Raw genomic sequence first — 16,746 nt, forward strand, 5'->3', positions numbered from 1 at the left:
CCCCGTACGCTCATGCCCACCATGACGACCGTACGCATTCCCGCGGGCTGGCCCGCGACCGAGGAAGAGGCCCGCGCCGTGCAGGACGAGCTGCGCGAGCGAGTGGTGCTCGACGAGCCGGGTCCGCCGCCCGGCACCGGGCACGTGACGGGCGTGGACGTGGCCTACGACGACGAACGCGACGTGGTGGCGGCCGCGGCGGTCGTCCTCGACGGGGCGACCCTGGACGTCGTCGCCGAGGCCACGGCCGTCGGGCAGGTCTCCTTCCCGTACGTGCCCGGGCTGCTGGCCTTCCGCGAGATTCCCACGGTGCTGGCCGCCCTCGACGCCCTGCCCTGTCCGCCCGGCCTGGTCGTCTGCGACGGCTACGGACTCGCCCACCCCCGCCGCTTCGGCCTCGCCGGCCACCTGGGCGTCCTCACCGGCCTGCCCACGATCGGCGTCGCCAAGAACCCGTTCACCTTCACCTACGCCGACCCCGCCACCACACGCGGATCCTCCGCCCCGCTCATGGCGGACGACGAGGAGGTCGGCCGCGCCCTGCGCACCCGGGACGCCGTCAAACCGGTCTTCGTCTCGGTCGGCCACCGGGTGAGCCTCGACAACGCCTGCGCGCACGTGCTTGCGCTGACCCCCCAATATCGGCTTCCGGAGACGACGCGCACTGCGGACGCGCTCTGCCGGAAGGCGTTGCGGGAGGCGACCTAGCCGTCTCGGCCTCCAGCGGGGTCCTCGACGGACCAGCGGCCCACCTCGCGATACTCCGAGTCGTAGATGACCGAGCCGTCGCCGGGCCGGAGCTCGTAGTGGCCCAGGTTGCCGACCCAGTACCTGAGGATCCGGCCCAGCTCGCCCGCCGGATCCTTCGCCAACGCTGCGTCGTCCATGCCGACTTCGAGAAGGAACTTCATACCTTCAAGTGTTTCATTCAATTGCCAATCGGCACTTGCCTCGGCAGGGGCACTGCTGAACGGCCCTTGCGACGGGAAAAGTCTCAAACCGCCGAGGACGGCGACCCGGCCGGTCCGGCCCTCCCGCACGTGATCTGAGTACGGGCCCTGAGTACCAGTACGGATGTGGCGGCGTGGCCCGGTCGGCAGGCTGAGCCGCATGACGACGCACCGCTCCCCGAAGCCCCTCGCCGACCCCGACCGCCCCGTCGAGCGGGCCGTGACGGCCGCGCTGGTTCTCGCCACGCTGGCCGGGCTCGGCTGGATCGTGGGGATGATCTACACCATCGCGGGGTGGCCGCTCTAGGGCTGCCGGGCCAAGCGGCGAGGCCGCTCCACGATCGCAATGATCACGCGGAACGGCCGTCGCAGAATCGGTTCAGCGGCTTGTGGCAAGCCGGAAGGTGATCCCCGCCGTACGCAGTCGCTCGATCAACGCGTCGCCCATCGCGACCGCCGTCGTGACCTGCCCGGCCGTCGGCGGCAGGTCGTCGAAGGCCAGGGAGAGTGCCGACTCGGCGAACATCTTCGCCGTCTCGCCGTAGCCGGGGTCCCCGCCCGCGACCTCGGTGAAGACTCGGCGGCCACCGCCCTCACCGACGAAGCGGACCGAGAACCAGCTCTTGGCGCGCTTTTCGGCACTCGGCCCCTCGCCGGGCTTGAGCCGGTCGGACAACCACCGCCGGGCGGGCGGCAGTTGGGCGGCCGTGAAGAGCGCGCCCACCGCAGCGACCCCGCCGACCGCGACGGGCAGATGCCGTACGGCGGCGAAGTGGCGGTAGCGGAAGTCGGGGCCGTAGCGGTCGAGGGCCCGCGCGGAGCGCTTGACGATCTGCGGGTCGATCGTGGGCAGCGGCACCGCCCACGCGCCGACCTCGTTGGCGAACCGGGGCATGCCCTTCGGTGCCAGTGCCCGGCGCCCCATCAGCCGCGGCTCGTGGCGGGCCCGGTCACGCGCGGCGGCCAGCATCTGGCGCCCGCGCGAGAACTGGTTGAGCGCCGACGCGAACGTACCGCCCGAGAAGGTGGCATCGGCCGTCACGTACCCGTCCACCGCCAGCGGCACCCCCTCCGGCAGCTGCTGGACCGTGAAGTACGCGCCCAGGTCGTGCGGGATCGAGTCGAACCCACAGGCGTGCACCAGCCGAGCGCCCGTCTCACGCGCGCGTGCGTCGTGCAGGACGTACGTCCGGTCCACGAACTCCGGCTCGCCGGACAGATCGAGATAGTCGGCCCCGGTGTCCGCGCAGGCGGCGACGAGATCCTCGCCGTACATCACATAGGGCCCCACCGTCGTGGCCACCACGCGCGCGTGCTCGGCGAGACGGCGCATCGAGGCCGGATCGGCGACGTCCGCCTCCAGCAGCCCGATCCCTTCGCCGCCCGGCAGCGACTCGCGCAGCCGCTCCAGCTTCTCCTTGCCGCGGCCGGCGATCGCCCAGCGCAGCCCCTCGGGCGCGTGCGCGGCCAGGTACTCCGCGGTGAGCGTCCCGACGAAGCCGGTCGCCCCGAAGAGCACGATGTCGTACGGGCGATTCGCCCTGTTCAGGCTGGTCATGACACCCCTCGGTCTCGGAGCACGCGCCGTTGTCGGTGGCCGAGGCTAGCGTGACGCGTGCGGAGCCCGACGGCGAGCCCGGAGGTAGCCGGAGGTACGCGGTGGCCGTGCCCGGGAATGCCCCGATACAGCCCTTGGGGTGAGCAGTCGCGAAGGTCGACGGGAAGGTGTTCGTCTTCCTTGGCGTCGACGACGGCAGCCATCCGCTGGGCGTCACCGTGAAGCTCAGGGGCGAGTCGGCCCACCGCACGATCGCGCCCAAGCGGCTGACAGCGGAGCTGGACGCGCCCTGATTCCGTCGGCGCCGGTTCGCAGACCGCCTCCCGGCGGGTAACTTCCTAAGCGCTTGCTCTTGTATCCGCTGCAGCACATTCTTAGCATCACTGGTGTTACATCAGTTGTGTCACACCGATGGGGGCTGGATGACAACGGCAACGACGCCGCCCGGGCACGGCCCGCTCACCGGCGTGCGCGTGGTCGAGCTGGCCGGTATCGGGCCCGGTCCGTTCGCCGCCATGCTCCTCGCCGACCTGGGCGCCGACGTCGTCCGCGTGGACCGGCCCGGCGGCACTGGACTCGCCATCAACACCGAGTACGACATCACCAACCGCAACAAGCGCTCGGTGATCATCGACCTCAAGGCTCCCGAGGGCCCCGCGCGCGTGCTCGACCTGGCCGCCCGAGCCGACATCCTCATCGAGGGCAACCGCCCCGGCGTCGCCGAGCGCCTCGGCGTCGGCCCCGAGGACTGCCACGCCCGCAACCCCGAGCTGGTCTACGGCCGGATGACCGGCTGGGGCCAGGAGGGGCCGCTCGCCCACCGCGCCGGCCACGACATCGCGTACATCGCGCTCACCGGCACCCTCGGCATGATCGGCGACCCCGACGCACCGCCGGCCGTCCCGGCCAACCTCGTCGGCGACTACGCGGGCGGCTCCCTCTACCTCGTCGTCGGCGTCCTCGCCGCCCTCCACCACGCGCGCGCGACCGGCACCGGCCAGGTCGTGGACGCCGCCATCGTCGACGGCACCTCCCACCTCGCCGCGATGATCCACGGCATGCTCGCCGCCGGCGGCTGGCAGGACCGGCGCGGCGCCAACCTGCTGGACGGCGGCTGCCCGTACTACGGGACGTACGAGACCGCCGACGGCAAGCACATGGCGGTCGGCGCCCTGGAGCCCCAGTTCTACGACGAGTTCCTGGAGCTGCTCGGCATCACGCAGTTCGCGTCCGCCCGCAAGGACTGGGCCCGCTGGGGCGAACTGCGCGAGGCGGTCACGGCCCGCTTCAAGTCCCGTACGAGGGACGAGTGGACGGCCGTCTTCGAGGGCTCCGACGCCTGTGTCGCCCCCGTCCTGTCCCTGCGCGAAGCCCCGCACCACCCGCACCTCGCCGCCCGCGGCACCTTCACCGACCACGGCGGCATCACCCAGCCCGCCCCCGCGCCCCGCTTCTCCGCCACCCCCACCGCCGTACGCACCGGCCCCGCGCAGCCCGGCGCCGACACCGCGCAGGTGGCCCGCGACTGGGACGTACCCGACCTCATGACGGGCCCCGAAACGGACGGCCCCGCACCGAAGGGCCTCGCATGAAGCGGCAGATCTTCGCCCCCGAACACGACGCGTTCCGCGCGACCGTGCGCAGCTTCCTGGCCAGGGAGGTGCTGCCGTACTACGAGCAGTGGGAGAAGGACGGCATCGTCTCCCGCGACGCCTGGCGCGCGGCCGGCAAGCAGGGCCTGCTCGGCTTCGCCGTGCCCGAGGAGTACGGAGGCGGCGGCACCGACGACTTCCGCTACAGCGCCGTCCTGGCGGAGGAGTTCACGTGCGCGGGTGCCCCGGGCCTCGCGCTCGGGCTGCACAACGACATCATCGGCCCGTACCTCACCTCGCTCGCCACCGACGAGCAGAAGCGCCGCTGGCTGCCCGGCTTCTGCGACGGCACGCTGATCACGGCCATCGCCATGACCGAGCCCGGTGCCGGCTCCGATCTCCAGGGCATCCGCACCCACGCCGAGGACCACGGCGACCACTGGCTGCTGAACGGCGCCAAGACGTTCATCTCCAACGGCATCCTCGCCGACCTGGTGATCGTCGTCGCGAGGACCACCCCCGAGGGCGGCGCGCGCGGACTGTCGCTGCTCGTCGTCGAGCGCGGCATGGACGGCTTCGAGCGCGGTCGCAACCTTGACAAGATCGGCCAGAAGGCGCAGGACACGGCCGAGCTGTTCTTCCACGACGTGCGGGTGCCCAAGGAGAACCTCCTCGGCGAGCGCGACGGCGCCTTCGTCCACCTGATGACGAACCTCGCGCAGGAACGTCTGAGCATCGCCGTCTCCGCGATCGCCGCCGCCGAACACCTGCTGGAGATCACCACCGCGTACGTCAAGGAGCGCGAGGCCTTCGGCCGGCCGCTGGCCACCAAGCAGCACATCCGCTTCGAGGTGGCCGAGATGGCCACCGAGTGCGCCGTCACCCGCGCCTTCCTCGACCGCTGCATCGAGGATCACTCGAACGGGGAGCTCGACGCCGTCCACGCCTCGATGGCCAAGTGGTGGGCGACCGAGCTCCAGAAGCGGGTCGCCGACCGCTGTCTGCAACTGCACGGCGGCTACGGCTACATGAGCGAATACCCGGTCGCGCGTGCGTTCACCGACGGCCGTATCCAGACCATCTACGGCGGAACGACCGAGATCATGAAGGAGATCATCGGCCGTTCCCTGCTCGGCTAGAAGCTCTTCTGCTCGGCTGACCCTCACCCCTGAAAGGCTTGCTTGTGAGCACCGAAGCGTACGTGTACGACGCGATCCGCACCCCGCGCGGCCGCGGCAAGGCGAACGGCGCCCTGCACGGCACCAAGCCCATCGACCTGGTCGTGGGCCTCATCCACGAGCTCCGCGACCGCTTCCCCGGCCTGGACCCGGCGGCCATCGACGACATCGTGCTCGGAGTCGTCGGCCCCGTCGGCGACCAGGGCTCCGACATCGCGCGCATCGCCGCCGTCGCCGCCGGGCTGCCGGACACGGTCGCCGGCGTGCAGGAGAACCGCTTCTGTGCCTCGGGCCTGGAGGCCGTCAACATGGCCGCCGCCAAGGTGCGCTCCGGCTGGGAGGACCTCGTCCTCGCGGGCGGCGTCGAGTCCATGTCCCGGGTGCCGATGGCCTCGGACGGCGGCGCCTGGTTCAACGACCCGATGACCAACCTCGCCGTCAACTTCGTGCCGCAGGGCATCGGCGCCGACCTCATCGCCACCATCGAGGGCTTCTCCCGCCGCGACGTCGACGAGTACGCGGCGCTCTCGCAGGAGCGGGCGGCGACCGCCTGGAAGGAGGGCCGCTTCGACCGCTCCGTCGTCCCGGTCAAGGACCGCAGCGGCCTGGTCGTCCTCGACCACGACGAGCACATGCGGCCCGGCACCACCGCCGACTCCCTCGGCAAGCTCAAGCCGTCCTTCGCGGACATCGGCGACCTGGGCGGCTTCGACGCCGTCGCGCTGCAGAAGTACCACTGGGTCGAGAAGATCGACCACGTCCACCACGCGGGCAACTCCTCCGGCATCGTGGACGGTGCCTCCCTGGTCGCCATCGGCTCCAAGGAGGTCGGCGAGCGCTACGGCCTCACGCCCCGCGCGCGGATCGTCTCCGCCGCCGTCTCCGGCTCCGAGCCCACCATCATGCTCACCGGCCCCGCGCCCGCCACCCGCAAGGCGCTCGCCAAGGCCGGGCTGACCATCGACGACATCGACCTCGTCGAGATCAACGAGGCGTTCGCGGCGGTCGTCCTGCGCTTCGTGCGGGACATGGGCCTGTCCCTGGACAAGGTCAACGTCAACGGCGGCGCGATCGCCCTCGGCCACCCCCTCGGCGCGACCGGCGCGATGATCCTCGGCTCGCTCGTGGACGAACTGGAGCGCCAGGACAAGCGCTACGGCCTCGCGACTCTCTGTGTCGGCGGCGGCATGGGCATCGCCACCGTCGTCGAGCGCATCTGAAACCCCGGCGGAACCAAGAGACTTCAGAGACTGCTACGGAGACCCTCGTCATGACTCAGAGCACCACCATCCGCTGGGAACAGGACCGCACCGGCGTCGTCACCCTCGTCCTGGACGACCCCAACCAGTCCGCGAACACCATGAACCAGGCGTTCCGCGACTCCCTCGCCGTGATCACGGACCGTCTGGAGGCCGAGAAGGACACCATCCGCGGTGTCATCATCACCTCCGCCAAGAAGACGTTCTTCGCCGGCGGCGACCTGCGCGACCTGATCCGGGTCACCCCCGAGACCGCGCAGGATCTGCTGGACGGCGGCATGGCCATCAAGCGCAACCTGCGCCGCATCGAGACGCTGGGCAAGCCGGTCGTCGCCGCGATGAACGGCGCGGCCCTCGGCGGCGGTTACGAGATCGCGCTCGCCTGCCACCACCGCATCGCCCTCGACGCGCCCGGCTCCAAGATCGGCTGCCCCGAGGTCACCCTCGGCCTGCTGCCCGGCGGAGGCGGCGTCGTCCGCACCGTCCGCCTCCTCGGCATCGCCGACGCCCTGCTGAAGGTCCTCCTCCAGGGCACCCAGTACAACCCGCAGCGCGCCCTGCACAACGGCCTGGTCGACGACGTCGCCGCCACCCAGGACGAACTGCTCGCCAAGGCCCGCGCCTTCATCGAGGCCAACCCCGAGTCGCAGCAGCCCTGGGACAGGCCGGGCTACCGGATCCCCGGCGGCACGCCCGCCAACCCCAAGTTCGCGGCGAACCTGCCCGCCTTCCCGGCCAACCTGCGCAAGCAGACAGGCGGCGCCCCCTACCCGGCCCCGCGCAACATCCTCGCGGCCGCCGTCGAGGGCGCCCAGGTCGACTTCGAGACGGCACAGCTCATCGAGGCGCGCTACTTCGTGGAACTGGCGTCGGGCCAGACCTCCAAGAACATGATCCAGGCGTTCTTCTTCGACCTCCAGGCCGTCAACTCCGGCGCCAACCGCCCCAAGGGCGTCGATGCGCGGGGGGTCCGCAAGGTGGCCGTGCTCGGCGCCGGGATGATGGGCGCGGGCATCGCCTACTCATGCGCCCGCGCCGGTATCGAGGTGGTCCTGAAGGACGTGTCGGCCGAAGCCGCGGCCAAGGGCAAGGGCTACTCGGAGAAGCTGTGTGCCAAGGCGGTCTCCCGGGGCCGTACGACGCAGGAGAAGGCCGACGCGCTGCTCGCCCGGATCACGCCCACAAGCGACCCGCAGGACGTGGCGGGCTGCGACGCGGTCATCGAGGCCGTCTTCGAGAACACCGAACTCAAGCACAAGGTCTTCCAGGAGATCGAGCACATCGTGGCGCCGGACGCGCTGCTGTGCTCCAACACCTCGACGCTGCCGATCACCGCCCTCGCCGAGGGCGTGGAGCGCCAGGCCGACTTCATCGGACTGCACTTCTTCTCGCCCGTCGACAAGATGCCGCTCGTCGAGATCATCAAGGGCGAGCGGACCGGGGACGAGGCCCTGGCCCGGGCGTTCGACCTGGTCCGGCAGATCAGCAAGACGCCCATCGTCGTCAACGACTCGCGCGGCTTCTTCACCTCCCGGGTCATCGGCCACTTCATCAACGAGGGCGTGGCGATGGTCGGCGAGGGTATCGAGCCCGCGTCGGTCGAGCAGGCGGCGGCGCAGGCGGGCTACCCGGCCAAGGTGCTGTCCCTGATGGACGAGCTGACCCTGACACTCCCGCGCAAGATCCGGGCCGAGTCGAAGCGGGCGGTCGAGGAGGCGGGCGGCACCTGGGTCACCCACCCCGCCGAGGCCGTCATCGACCGCATGGTCGACGAGTTCGACCGTACCGGCCGCAGCGGCGGCGCCGGCTTCTACGAGTACGGCGAGGACGGCAAGCGGGCCGGCCTGTGGCCGGGACTGCGCGAGCACTTCACCCGCGAGGGCGCGCAGATCCCCTTCGAGGACATGCAGGAACGGATGCTGTTCTCCGAGGCCCTTGACACGGTCCGGCTCCTGGAGGAGGGCGTCCTGACGTCGGTCGCCGACGCCAACATCGGCTCCATCTTCGGCATCGGCTTCCCCGGTTGGACGGGCGGCGTGCTCCAGTACATCAACGGCTACGACGGCGGTGTCGCCGGCTTCGTGGCACGCGCGCGTGAGCTGGCCGAGCGCTACGGGGAGCGGTTCACCCCGCCGGCGCTGTTGGTGGAGAAGGCGGAGAAGGGGGAGACCTTCACCGACGCGCGCTGACCACGGCGACGCGACCCACATGTCACTCAGCCGTGTCGCCGGCTCGCGTCGCTCAGTCGTGCCGCCAAGTCACGTCGCTCAGTCGTGCCAAGTCACGTCGCTCACCTGTGTCGTTCAGCGACACGGCGGTCTTGCCCCTCGGGGGCGGGGACCTGGACGCTGATCGGGCGAACCGTTCACCCGATCCCCGTCCCCACGGTCCCCGCCCCACGAGGAGCCCCCCATGGGATACCGTCCCGCCCTCGCCCTGCTGGACATCCTGCGCGGCGAGGGCGTGGACCGCGTCTTCGGCAACCCCGGCACCACCGAACTGCCCTTCCTGGCCGCGCTGTCGGAGGCCGACGACGCCCCCGAGTACGTCCTCGGCGTCCACGAGGGCGCCGTGGTCGCCATGGCCGACGGATACGCCCGCGGCACCGGCCGCCCGGCGTTCGTGAGCCTGCACATCGCCGCCGGCCTCGCCAACGGCCTGATCGGCCTGCTCAACGCCCGCCGCTCCCGCACCCCCCTGGTCGTCATGGCGGGCCAGCAGGACCGCCGGCACCTCCAGCAGGACCCGATGCTCTCGGGCGACGTGACAGGCCTGGCCACCCCCGCCGTGAAGGCGGTGTACGACATCCAGCACGCCCACGACCTCCCGCTCGCCCTGCGCCGCGCCTTCGCGCTCGCCGTACGGCCGCCCGCCGGGCCCGTGTTCCTCTCCGTCCCCACGGACCTGCTCACCGAGGACACCGAGATCGAGGTCCCGGCCCGCACCCGCGCCCCCGCACCAGGGCCGGCCCCCGGCCTGGAACGCGCCGCCCTGCTGCTCGGCGACGCCGCCCGCCCCGCGATCGTCGCCGGCGACGGCATAGGCCGCGAGGACGCCCTCGGCGCACTGGTCGGAGTGGCGGAGGCCTGCGGCGCGACCGTCCATCACCAACCCATGGCCGACTGCCTGAACTTCCCGACCACGCACCCCCTGCACGCCGGGATGCTGCCACCGCGCCACGACGCCATCCGCGCCGCGCTCGCCGCCCACGACGCCGTGCTGATCGCCGGCGCCCACGCCTTCACCCCGCACCAGTACACCCCCGGCTCCGCCCTGCCGCCCGGCCTCACCGTCGTACAACTCGACTCCGACCCGGACGAGATCGGCCGCAACTTCCCCGTCGACGCCGGACTCGTCGGCTCCCTCGCCCCCTCCCTGCACCGTCTCGCCGAGCTGCTCCGCGACCGCGTCACCGACCGCACCGCCAAGGACCGGGTGCTGCACGCCGGCGAACGGCACTGCGCCGAGCGCGACCGCACCGAGTCCGCGGCCCGCGCCGCCTACTCCCGCGCCCCGCTCGCCCCCTGGGCCGCCGCCCACGCCGTGGCCCGCGGGCTGCCGTCCGACGCCGTGGTCGTCGAAGAGGCCATCACCGTCGGCCTGTTACTGCGCCGCCTGGTCCGCCTGGACCGCCCCGGCAGCTACACGCACACCGTCGGCGGCGGCCTCGGCTGGGGCATCGGTGCCGCCGTCGGCCGGGCCCTCGCCGAACCCGGTCGGCCGGTCGTCGCGGTCCTCGGCGACGGCTCCAGCCTGTTCGGCCTGCAGGGCCTGTGGAGCGCGGCACGGCAGGCCGCACCCGTGCTGTTCGTGGTGATGAGCAACGGCGCCTACCGCACCGTCCAGGAGACCTATGAGTCGATGGGCGGCAAGGGCGTCTGCCCCGGCACCGACCTCGGACCACTGGACTTCACCCGGGCCGCGACGTTCTTCGGGATCGACGCGGTCCGCGCACAGAGCGCGACCCACCTACGTGAACTGGTCGCCGGGGCAGGGGAGTTGACGGGCCCGCTGCTCGTCGACGTACCGCTGCGCTCGTGACGACGACACGCGTGCGCGTGGCGAGGGCACATGCACGCACGCGTGCCGGGGACTCACAGCGGCCTGCGGCGACCAGCAGACCCAGCACCAGCGGCACACCGAGCTCGTCACGGATGAGCCGGCGTGGCCTCAACTGCCGTATCCCGCCAACTTGTTCACGCACAAGTGAGGCGCACGGCTCCCGTACGCACGGCCTGCGCCGTCGGTGTCGTCCCGCGGCGTCGGGCCGGTGCGGCGGGGCGGCGTTTCGGCGAGTGGAATGCGCTCTTGCCCGAGGGCTGACGGGTCATCACACTCGCCCCATGGAGACGCGTACCGCCCTGGTGACCGGAGCGGCACAGGGCCTCGGGCAGGAGTTCGCCGTCGCGCTCGCCGGGCGCGGATACCGGGTCGCCGGTCTCGACCTCGTCGCACAGCCGCAGACCGCCGCGAAGATCCTCGACTATGTGGAGCTGACGGCCGACGTCACCGACGAGACCCAGGTCCGCCAGGGGCTGGAGCGCGTCATCGACCGGTTCGGCACGCTGCACGTCATCGTCAACAACGCGGGCGTGTATCCGCATAAGTCCTTCGAGGAGACATCGGTCGAGGAGTGGCGCCGGATCATGCGCGTCAACCTGGAGGCGCCGTTCCTGGTGACCCGGGCGGCGCTGCCGTATCTGAAGGCGGCCGGCTGGGGCCGTGTCGTCAACATCGCCTCGTCGGCCGTGCTGACCGCGCCGCCCACCATGGTTGCGTACGTCGCCTCGAAGATGGGCCTGATCGGCTTCACCCGCTCGCTCGCCACCGCCCTCGCGCCGTACGGCATCACCGTCAACGCGATCGCGCCGAGCATGGTCCGCACCGCGACCGCCGAGCGCACGGTGGGTGCGGACGGCGGCTTCGAGTACGTCCGTGAGCAGCAGGCCGTACGCCGGACCCAGGAGCCCGCCGACCTGGTGTCGACACTGCTGTACGTGGTCGACGAGGGGAGCGGATTCCTGACCGGGCAGACCCTGAACGTGTCAGGAGGGTCCGCCTTCATCTGACTCCGATGACTCCAATGGTTCGGACGGCTGCAATGGCTCGGATGGCTCCGATGACTCGGGCATACCGCCCAGCCACTCCCGCAGATCCTGCCGCAGGGACCGCTGAAACGTAGTCAGCAGGGCCTGGACCACCAGGGGTTGCATGTACGCGGAGAGCGACTTCACGTCCTGCGCGGCACGCTCGGACACCTCGTCGCGGAACAGCTGCGACAGTTCGTGCGCGGCGGCACGCGAGTGCTCGATGAGGACGTTGCGTGCCGCGAGGATCGCCTCGTGCGACAGGGGTACGTCCAGCAGTCCGACGCCGAGCCGCAGCAGTCCGAGGTCGACGCGGTAGTCGTCGTCGCCGGCCTCGATCACGCCCATGGCCGCCAGCCGCTCCACGTCGTCGTCACCGAGCGCCCGCCCAGCCCGTCGCTCCAGCTCCGCCCGCGTCACCGTCTCCACGGCATCCGGCGCCCAGGAGGCCACGACGGCCCGGTGCACGGCGAGGTCATGGGCGTCCAGGTCGGGCGGCAGCTGCTGGACGTACCGCTCGATGGCAGCCAGCGTCATGCCCTGCTGCTGAAGCTCCTCGATGAGCGCGAGACGGGCCAGATGGTCGCGCCCGTAGTGCCCGACTCTGCGCGGACCGATCACCGGAGGCGGCAGCAGCCCCTTGGTGCCGTAGAACCGCACCGTGCGGACCGTCATCCCCGCCCGCGCGGCCAGCTCGTCGATCGTGAGGGTCGGTTCCTCGGTGCCGGTCGTCATGTGCAGCAGTATCGCTGTCTCACCAGTGCTGTGACACCCGCCGGGCCCGACGGGACCACCGTGTGAGATGTAACGCTCTGTGACATACGCCACCGCGTGAGCCGGGCTGTCCGGGGGAAGGTGGCCCCTTGGTCTGTGCCTTTACGGAAGGCGCAGACCATACGTACGTCCGGACACCCGAGCGTGACCCGCTCGGGCGCACCAGAGAGTGGTACCCCCGTGAGCAAGGACGCCGTGAACACGGCAGTGGCCGCATCCCGCACCGACGCGGCCCAGGTGCCCGCGGATGCGGGCGACGCCGGTTACAGCAAGGACCTCAAGGCCCGCCACGTCAACATGATCGCCATCGGCGGGGCCATCGGCACCGGCCTCTTCCTGGGCGCCGGCGGACGCCTCCACAACGCCGGCCCCGCGCTGGCCATCGCATACCTGGTCTGCGGCATCTTCGCCTTCTTCGTGGTGAGGGCCCTCGGTGAGCTCGTCCTCTACCGCCCCTCGTCCGGTTCCTTCGTGTCGTACGCGCGCGAGTTCCTCGGTGAGAAGGGCGCCTATGTCGCCGGCTGGATGTACTTCCTGAACTGGTCGACGACCGGTATCGCCGACATCACCGCGATCGCGCTCTACACGCACTACTGGAGCATGTTCACCGACATCCCGCAGTGGGTGCTGGCCCTGATCGCGCTGGCGGTCGTGCTGGCCGTGAACCTGATCTCGGTGAAGATCTTCGGCGAGATGGAGTTCTGGTTCGCGATCATCAAGGTCGCCACGCTGGTGGCCTTCATGTTCGTCGGCATCTTCCTGCTGGCCACGCAGCACGAGGTGGGCGGTACGACGCCCGGCGTGAGCGTCATCACCGACAACGGCGGCGTCTTCCCGCACGGCATGATGCCGGTCGTCCTGGTCATGCAGGGCGTGATCTTCGCGTATGCCGCGCTGGAGCTGGTCGGTGTCGCGGCGGGCGAGACCGCCGAGCCGGAGAAGGTCGTCCCGCGCGCGGTGAACTCGATCATGTGGCGCGTCGGCCTCTTCTACGTCGGCTCGGTCGTCCTGCTGGCCCTGCTCCTGCCCGGCTCGGTGTACTCGGCCGACCAGAGCCCCTTCGTCACGGTCCTGTCGAAGATCGGCGTTCCGGCGGCGGGTGACGTGATGAACCTGGTGGTTCTCACGGCCGCGATGTCCTCGCTGAACTCCGGCCTGTACTCGACGGGCCGCATCCTCCGCTCCATGGCGATGGCGGGCTCGGCGCCCAAGTTCACCGCCCGCATGAACCGCAGCCAGGTCCCCTACGGCGGCATCCTGCTCACCTGCGCGGTGTGCGTCCTCGGCGTCGGCCTGAACTACCTCATGCCGAGCCAGGCGTTCGAGATCGTGCTGAACGTGGCCTCGCTCGGCATCATCTCCACCTGGGTGATCATCATGATCTGCCACCTGATCTTCGTCCGCCGCGCCAAGGCGGGCCTGGTCACCCGCCCCGGCTTCCGCCTCCCGGGCAGCCCGGTCACCGAGATCACCACGATCGCCTTCCTCCTGGCCTGCCTCGGCATGATGTGGAACGACCCCGAGGTCGGACGCAAGACCCTGATGCTGATCCCGCTCATCGCCCTGATGCTGGTCGGCGGCTGGTACGCGATCCGCCGCCGGGTCGCGAAGACGGAGGACCAGGAGCTGGCCGAGCTCACTGAGTAGTCCCCAGGCCGTTGTCAGTGGCGGCCTCTACGGTGGCGTCATGTCGGAGATCACGCATGTCCGGGGTGACGCCACCGTTCAGTTGTCGTCATACGGTGGGGCAGTCGCCCCGAAGGGGGCGCGGGGAACTGCGCGATCAGCCACGTACGAGCCGCAGGCACCCACTATTTGCAGGGCCCACGGTGAGAGGGTGAGGCGGAGTTGAGTCGCGACATCGACGTGCTCGTGCTGGGTGGTGCGGGTGTGGACACCATCGTGTACGTGCCGGAACTGCCGTTGCCGTATGCCGACAGCTACATGATCGACCGTGGGATCCGGACTCGCGCCGGGCAGACCGGTGACTTCGTGGCGCTGGGACTGGGCGCGCTGGGACTGCGGATCCACCATCTCGACATGCTGGGCGACGATCCCGAGGGTGATCTGGTGCGTGCCCTGCACGGCGAGAAGGGCATCGCGTTCACAGCGGTCCCGCAGCCCGCCGGGACGAAGCGTGCCGTCAATCTTGTCGGCCCCGACGGCAGACGGCTGTCGCTGTACGACACCAGCCGCGGGCACGCCGACGACCGCCTCCCGGAGGCCACGGTGCGTGCCCTGGCCGGGGCGAGCCGTCACGTGCACGTCACCATCACCCAGCCCTGCGCCCATTCCCTGCCGCTGCTGCGCGAGTCGGGCGCGACGCTGTCCACGGACCTGCACGACTGGGACGGCGAGAACCCGTATCACGAGCCGTTCGCGTACGCGGCGGACGTCGTCTTCCTGTCCGCCGCCGCCCTGGCCGACCCCGAGCGGACGATGCGCCGGATCGCCGATCGGGGCCGGGCCGAGGTGGTCGTGGCCACGGCGGGCGCGAAGGGCGCGTACCTACTGGCCGACGACGAGCTGACCCGCATACCGGCCGCGACGCCGCCCGCACCGGTGGTGGACTCCAACGGTGCGGGCGACGCCTTCGCCGCCGCGTTCCTCTACGCCTGGCTCAACCGTGAGACACCCCGACGCAGCGCCCTGTACGGCGCCATCGCCGGCGCCCACGCGTGCACCGTGCCGTCGACGGAGGCGGACGCGATAGGGCGGGACGAACTCCTCGTGCGGGTGGCCGAGTCGGAGGTGACGGCGCCGAACCCGTAGGGCGTCAGTGCTCGTGGTCGTGCACGTCGTTCGTCGCCGCGATCTTCTTCCACGACTTCGGCTGCGCGGGTGCCCCGGACACCTTCGCGATCGACGCCTCCCGCGCCGCCGGACCAGCCGGCTTCGACGGCTGGAACAGCCAAGTGTCGAACAGCGCCGCCAGCGGCTTGCCGGACACCTCCTCGGCGTAGCGCTGGAAGTCGGCCACCGACGCGTTGCCGTAGGCGAACTTCTGCGGCCAGCCCTTGAGGATCGCGAAGAACGCCGCGTCCCCGACCTCGTTGCGCAGCGCCTGCAGCGCCAGCGCACCCCGGTCGTAGACGGCGATGTGGAACTGGTTCTCCGGCCCGGGATCACCGGGCTTGACCGTCCAGAACGCATCGTCGGCCGGGTGCGAGGCGTACACGTAGTCGGCGATCTCCTGCGCCGTCCCCTCGCCCTCGTGCTCCGACCACAGCCACTGCGCGTACCGTGCGAAGCCCTCGTTGACCCAGATGTCCTTCCAGTCCCGGACCGACACGTCGTCGCCGTACCACTGGTGGGCCAGCTCATGCACGACGACCGAGACGTTCGACCCGTTCCCGAACTGGCGGGGACTGTAGAAGGGCCGGGTCTGGGTCTCCAGCGCGTACCCGACGCCAGGGGTGTTGGGCACATACCCGCCGACCGCGTTGTAGGGGTACGGCCCGAAGTACTCGGTCAGCCAGTCGGCGATCTCCCCGGTCCGCTCGACGCTCGCCCGCGCGGCACCGGCGGTGTCGCCGAGGTCCTTGCTGTAGGCGTTGATGACCGGAATTCCACTCTCGGACGTCCCGGTGGTGACGTCGAACTTGCCGGCCGCGAAGGTGGCGAGATATGTCGCCTGCGGCTTGTTGGAACGCCAGTTGTAGCGGGTCCAGCCGGCCCGTGAAGTCGTCGACTGCAGCGTTCCGTTGGAGATGAACTGCGTGCCGTCCGGCACCTGCACCGACACGTCGAAGGTGGCCTTGTCACGCGGGTGGTCATTGCTCGGGAACCACCACCAGGCCCCCTCGGGCTCGCCCGCGGCGACCCCGCCGTCCGGAGTGCGCAGCCACGCGTTGAAGCCGTACGCCTTCTTCGTGGACGGCACCCCGCGGTAGCGCACGACCACGGTGACGGCCGTGCCCTTGGCGAGCGGCTGCTTCGGCGTGATCTCCAGCTCGTGCTCGCCCGAGGTCGCGAACGACGCCTTCGCGCCATTGACCCGCACCTCGCTGACGTCCAGCAGAAAGTCCAGATTGAAGCGGGACAGATCCTGCGTGGTCTTCGCCAGCAGGGTCGCCGTCCCCGCCAACTCGTCCGTGGCCGGCTGGTACTTCAGACGCAGGTCGTAATGGGAGACGTCGTATCCGCCGTTGCCGTAGGCCGGGTAGTAGGGGTCGCCGATGCCCGGAGCGCCGGGGGCGGTGCTCGCGGCCGACGCCGGGATCGCCAGCATCAAAGAGGCGGCCGCGAGGGCGCCCGGCGCCATGAATCTGCGGTGCACGAAAGCTCCAAGTCGTAGGGGGTGGAGTCTGTCCGGAGCCTATTCACCACCTGTGCCCCTCGGTGTGTC

15 protein-coding genes are annotated in these 16,746 nt (G+C 70.8%); 11 read left to right on the forward strand and 4 right to left on the reverse strand.

All coding sequences use genetic code 11. From position 1 onward, the window contains the following. The first annotated feature begins 21 nt into the window (after positions 1-21). On the forward strand, positions 22-708 hold the full coding sequence (locus POF73_RS09145; protein WP_272114041.1) for an endonuclease V: 687 nt from the start codon (positions 22-24) through the stop codon (positions 706-708). Here the strand turns inward: POF73_RS09145 and POF73_RS09150 are convergent. Continuing rightward, positions 705-911 (reverse strand): hypothetical protein, encoded by a 207-nt coding sequence (locus tag POF73_RS09150; protein WP_272114042.1) that lies wholly within the window; start codon positions 909-911, stop codon positions 705-707. The two genes, POF73_RS09145 and POF73_RS09150, sit on opposite strands and share 4 nt — an antisense overlap. Positions 912-1,110: 199 nt before the next feature. On the opposite strand from POF73_RS09150, the gene mmpA reads away from it, so the two are divergent. Then, complete coding sequence (gene mmpA / locus POF73_RS09155) at positions 1,111-1,257, forward strand: morphogenic membrane protein MmpA (RefSeq protein ID WP_164905106.1); 147 nt, start codon at positions 1,111-1,113, stop codon at positions 1,255-1,257. 72 nt (positions 1,258-1,329) lie between these two features. Here the strand turns inward: mmpA and POF73_RS09160 are convergent, their stop codons facing one another. Then, on the reverse strand, positions 1,330-2,508 hold the full coding sequence (locus tag POF73_RS09160) for a saccharopine dehydrogenase family protein (protein ID WP_272114043.1): 1,179 nt from the start codon (positions 2,506-2,508) through the stop codon (positions 1,330-1,332). Positions 2,509-2,675: 167 nt separating this feature from the next. On the opposite strand from POF73_RS09160, the gene POF73_RS09165 reads away from it, so the two are divergent. From POF73_RS09165 to POF73_RS09195, 7 genes are all read left to right on the forward strand, one after another. Continuing rightward, positions 2,676-2,801 carry a hypothetical protein gene (locus tag POF73_RS09165; protein WP_334313585.1) on the forward strand — a complete coding sequence of 42 codons (126 nt, stop codon included), beginning with the start codon at positions 2,676-2,678 and terminating at the stop codon, positions 2,799-2,801. Between the two features lie 129 nt (positions 2,802-2,930). Next, a complete protein-coding gene (locus tag POF73_RS09170) occupies positions 2,931-4,100 on the forward strand; it encodes a CaiB/BaiF CoA transferase family protein (RefSeq protein WP_272114044.1) in 1,170 nt (389 codons plus the stop codon). After that, a complete protein-coding gene (locus POF73_RS09175) occupies positions 4,097-5,239 on the forward strand; it encodes an acyl-CoA dehydrogenase family protein (protein ID WP_272114045.1) in 1,143 nt (380 codons plus the stop codon). Before POF73_RS09170 ends, POF73_RS09175 begins: the two co-directional genes overlap by 4 nt. Positions 5,240-5,283: 44 nt before the next feature. Next, positions 5,284-6,498: an acetyl-CoA C-acetyltransferase gene (locus POF73_RS09180; protein WP_272114046.1), complete on the forward strand. Its 1,215-nt coding sequence runs from the start codon at positions 5,284-5,286 to the stop codon at positions 6,496-6,498. 50 nt (positions 6,499-6,548) lie between these two features. Continuing rightward, positions 6,549-8,726: a 3-hydroxyacyl-CoA dehydrogenase NAD-binding domain-containing protein gene (locus POF73_RS09185; protein WP_272114047.1), complete on the forward strand. Its 2,178-nt coding sequence runs from the start codon at positions 6,549-6,551 to the stop codon at positions 8,724-8,726. A 223-nt stretch (positions 8,727-8,949) separates the two neighbouring features. Beyond that, a complete protein-coding gene (locus tag POF73_RS09190; RefSeq protein ID WP_272114048.1) occupies positions 8,950-10,578 on the forward strand; it encodes a thiamine pyrophosphate-binding protein in 1,629 nt (542 codons plus the stop codon). Positions 10,579-10,880: 302 nt separating this feature from the next. Then, on the forward strand, positions 10,881-11,606 hold the full coding sequence (locus POF73_RS09195; RefSeq protein ID WP_272114049.1) for an SDR family NAD(P)-dependent oxidoreductase: 726 nt from the start codon (positions 10,881-10,883) through the stop codon (positions 11,604-11,606). On the opposite strand, the gene POF73_RS09200 is transcribed toward POF73_RS09195, so the two are convergent. Further along, on the reverse strand, positions 11,583-12,359 hold the full coding sequence (locus tag POF73_RS09200) for a MerR family transcriptional regulator (RefSeq protein WP_272114050.1): 777 nt from the start codon (positions 12,357-12,359) through the stop codon (positions 11,583-11,585). The genes POF73_RS09195 and POF73_RS09200 overlap by 24 nt on opposite strands. A gap of 219 nt (positions 12,360-12,578) precedes the next feature. Here POF73_RS09200 and POF73_RS09205 point away from each other — a divergent pair, with 219 nt between their 5' ends. Next, complete coding sequence (locus tag POF73_RS09205) at positions 12,579-14,045, forward strand: amino acid permease (protein WP_272114051.1); 1,467 nt, start codon at positions 12,579-12,581, stop codon at positions 14,043-14,045. 201 nt (positions 14,046-14,246) lie between these two features. Beyond that, positions 14,247-15,170 carry a PfkB family carbohydrate kinase gene (locus POF73_RS09210; RefSeq protein WP_272114052.1) on the forward strand — a complete coding sequence of 308 codons (924 nt, stop codon included), beginning with the start codon at positions 14,247-14,249 and terminating at the stop codon, positions 15,168-15,170. A 4-nt stretch (positions 15,171-15,174) separates the two neighbouring features. Here POF73_RS09210 and POF73_RS09215 read toward each other — a convergent pair whose 3' ends face one another. After that, entirely contained in the window at positions 15,175-16,677 is a 1,503-nt protein-coding gene (locus POF73_RS09215; protein WP_272114053.1) for a M1 family metallopeptidase, read from the reverse strand. Positions 16,678-16,746: the final 69 nt, after the last annotated feature.

This window comes from Streptomyces sp. HD, assembly GCF_028369295.1.
In the GTDB taxonomy this organism is placed as follows: domain Bacteria; phylum Actinomycetota; class Actinomycetes; order Streptomycetales; family Streptomycetaceae; genus Streptomyces.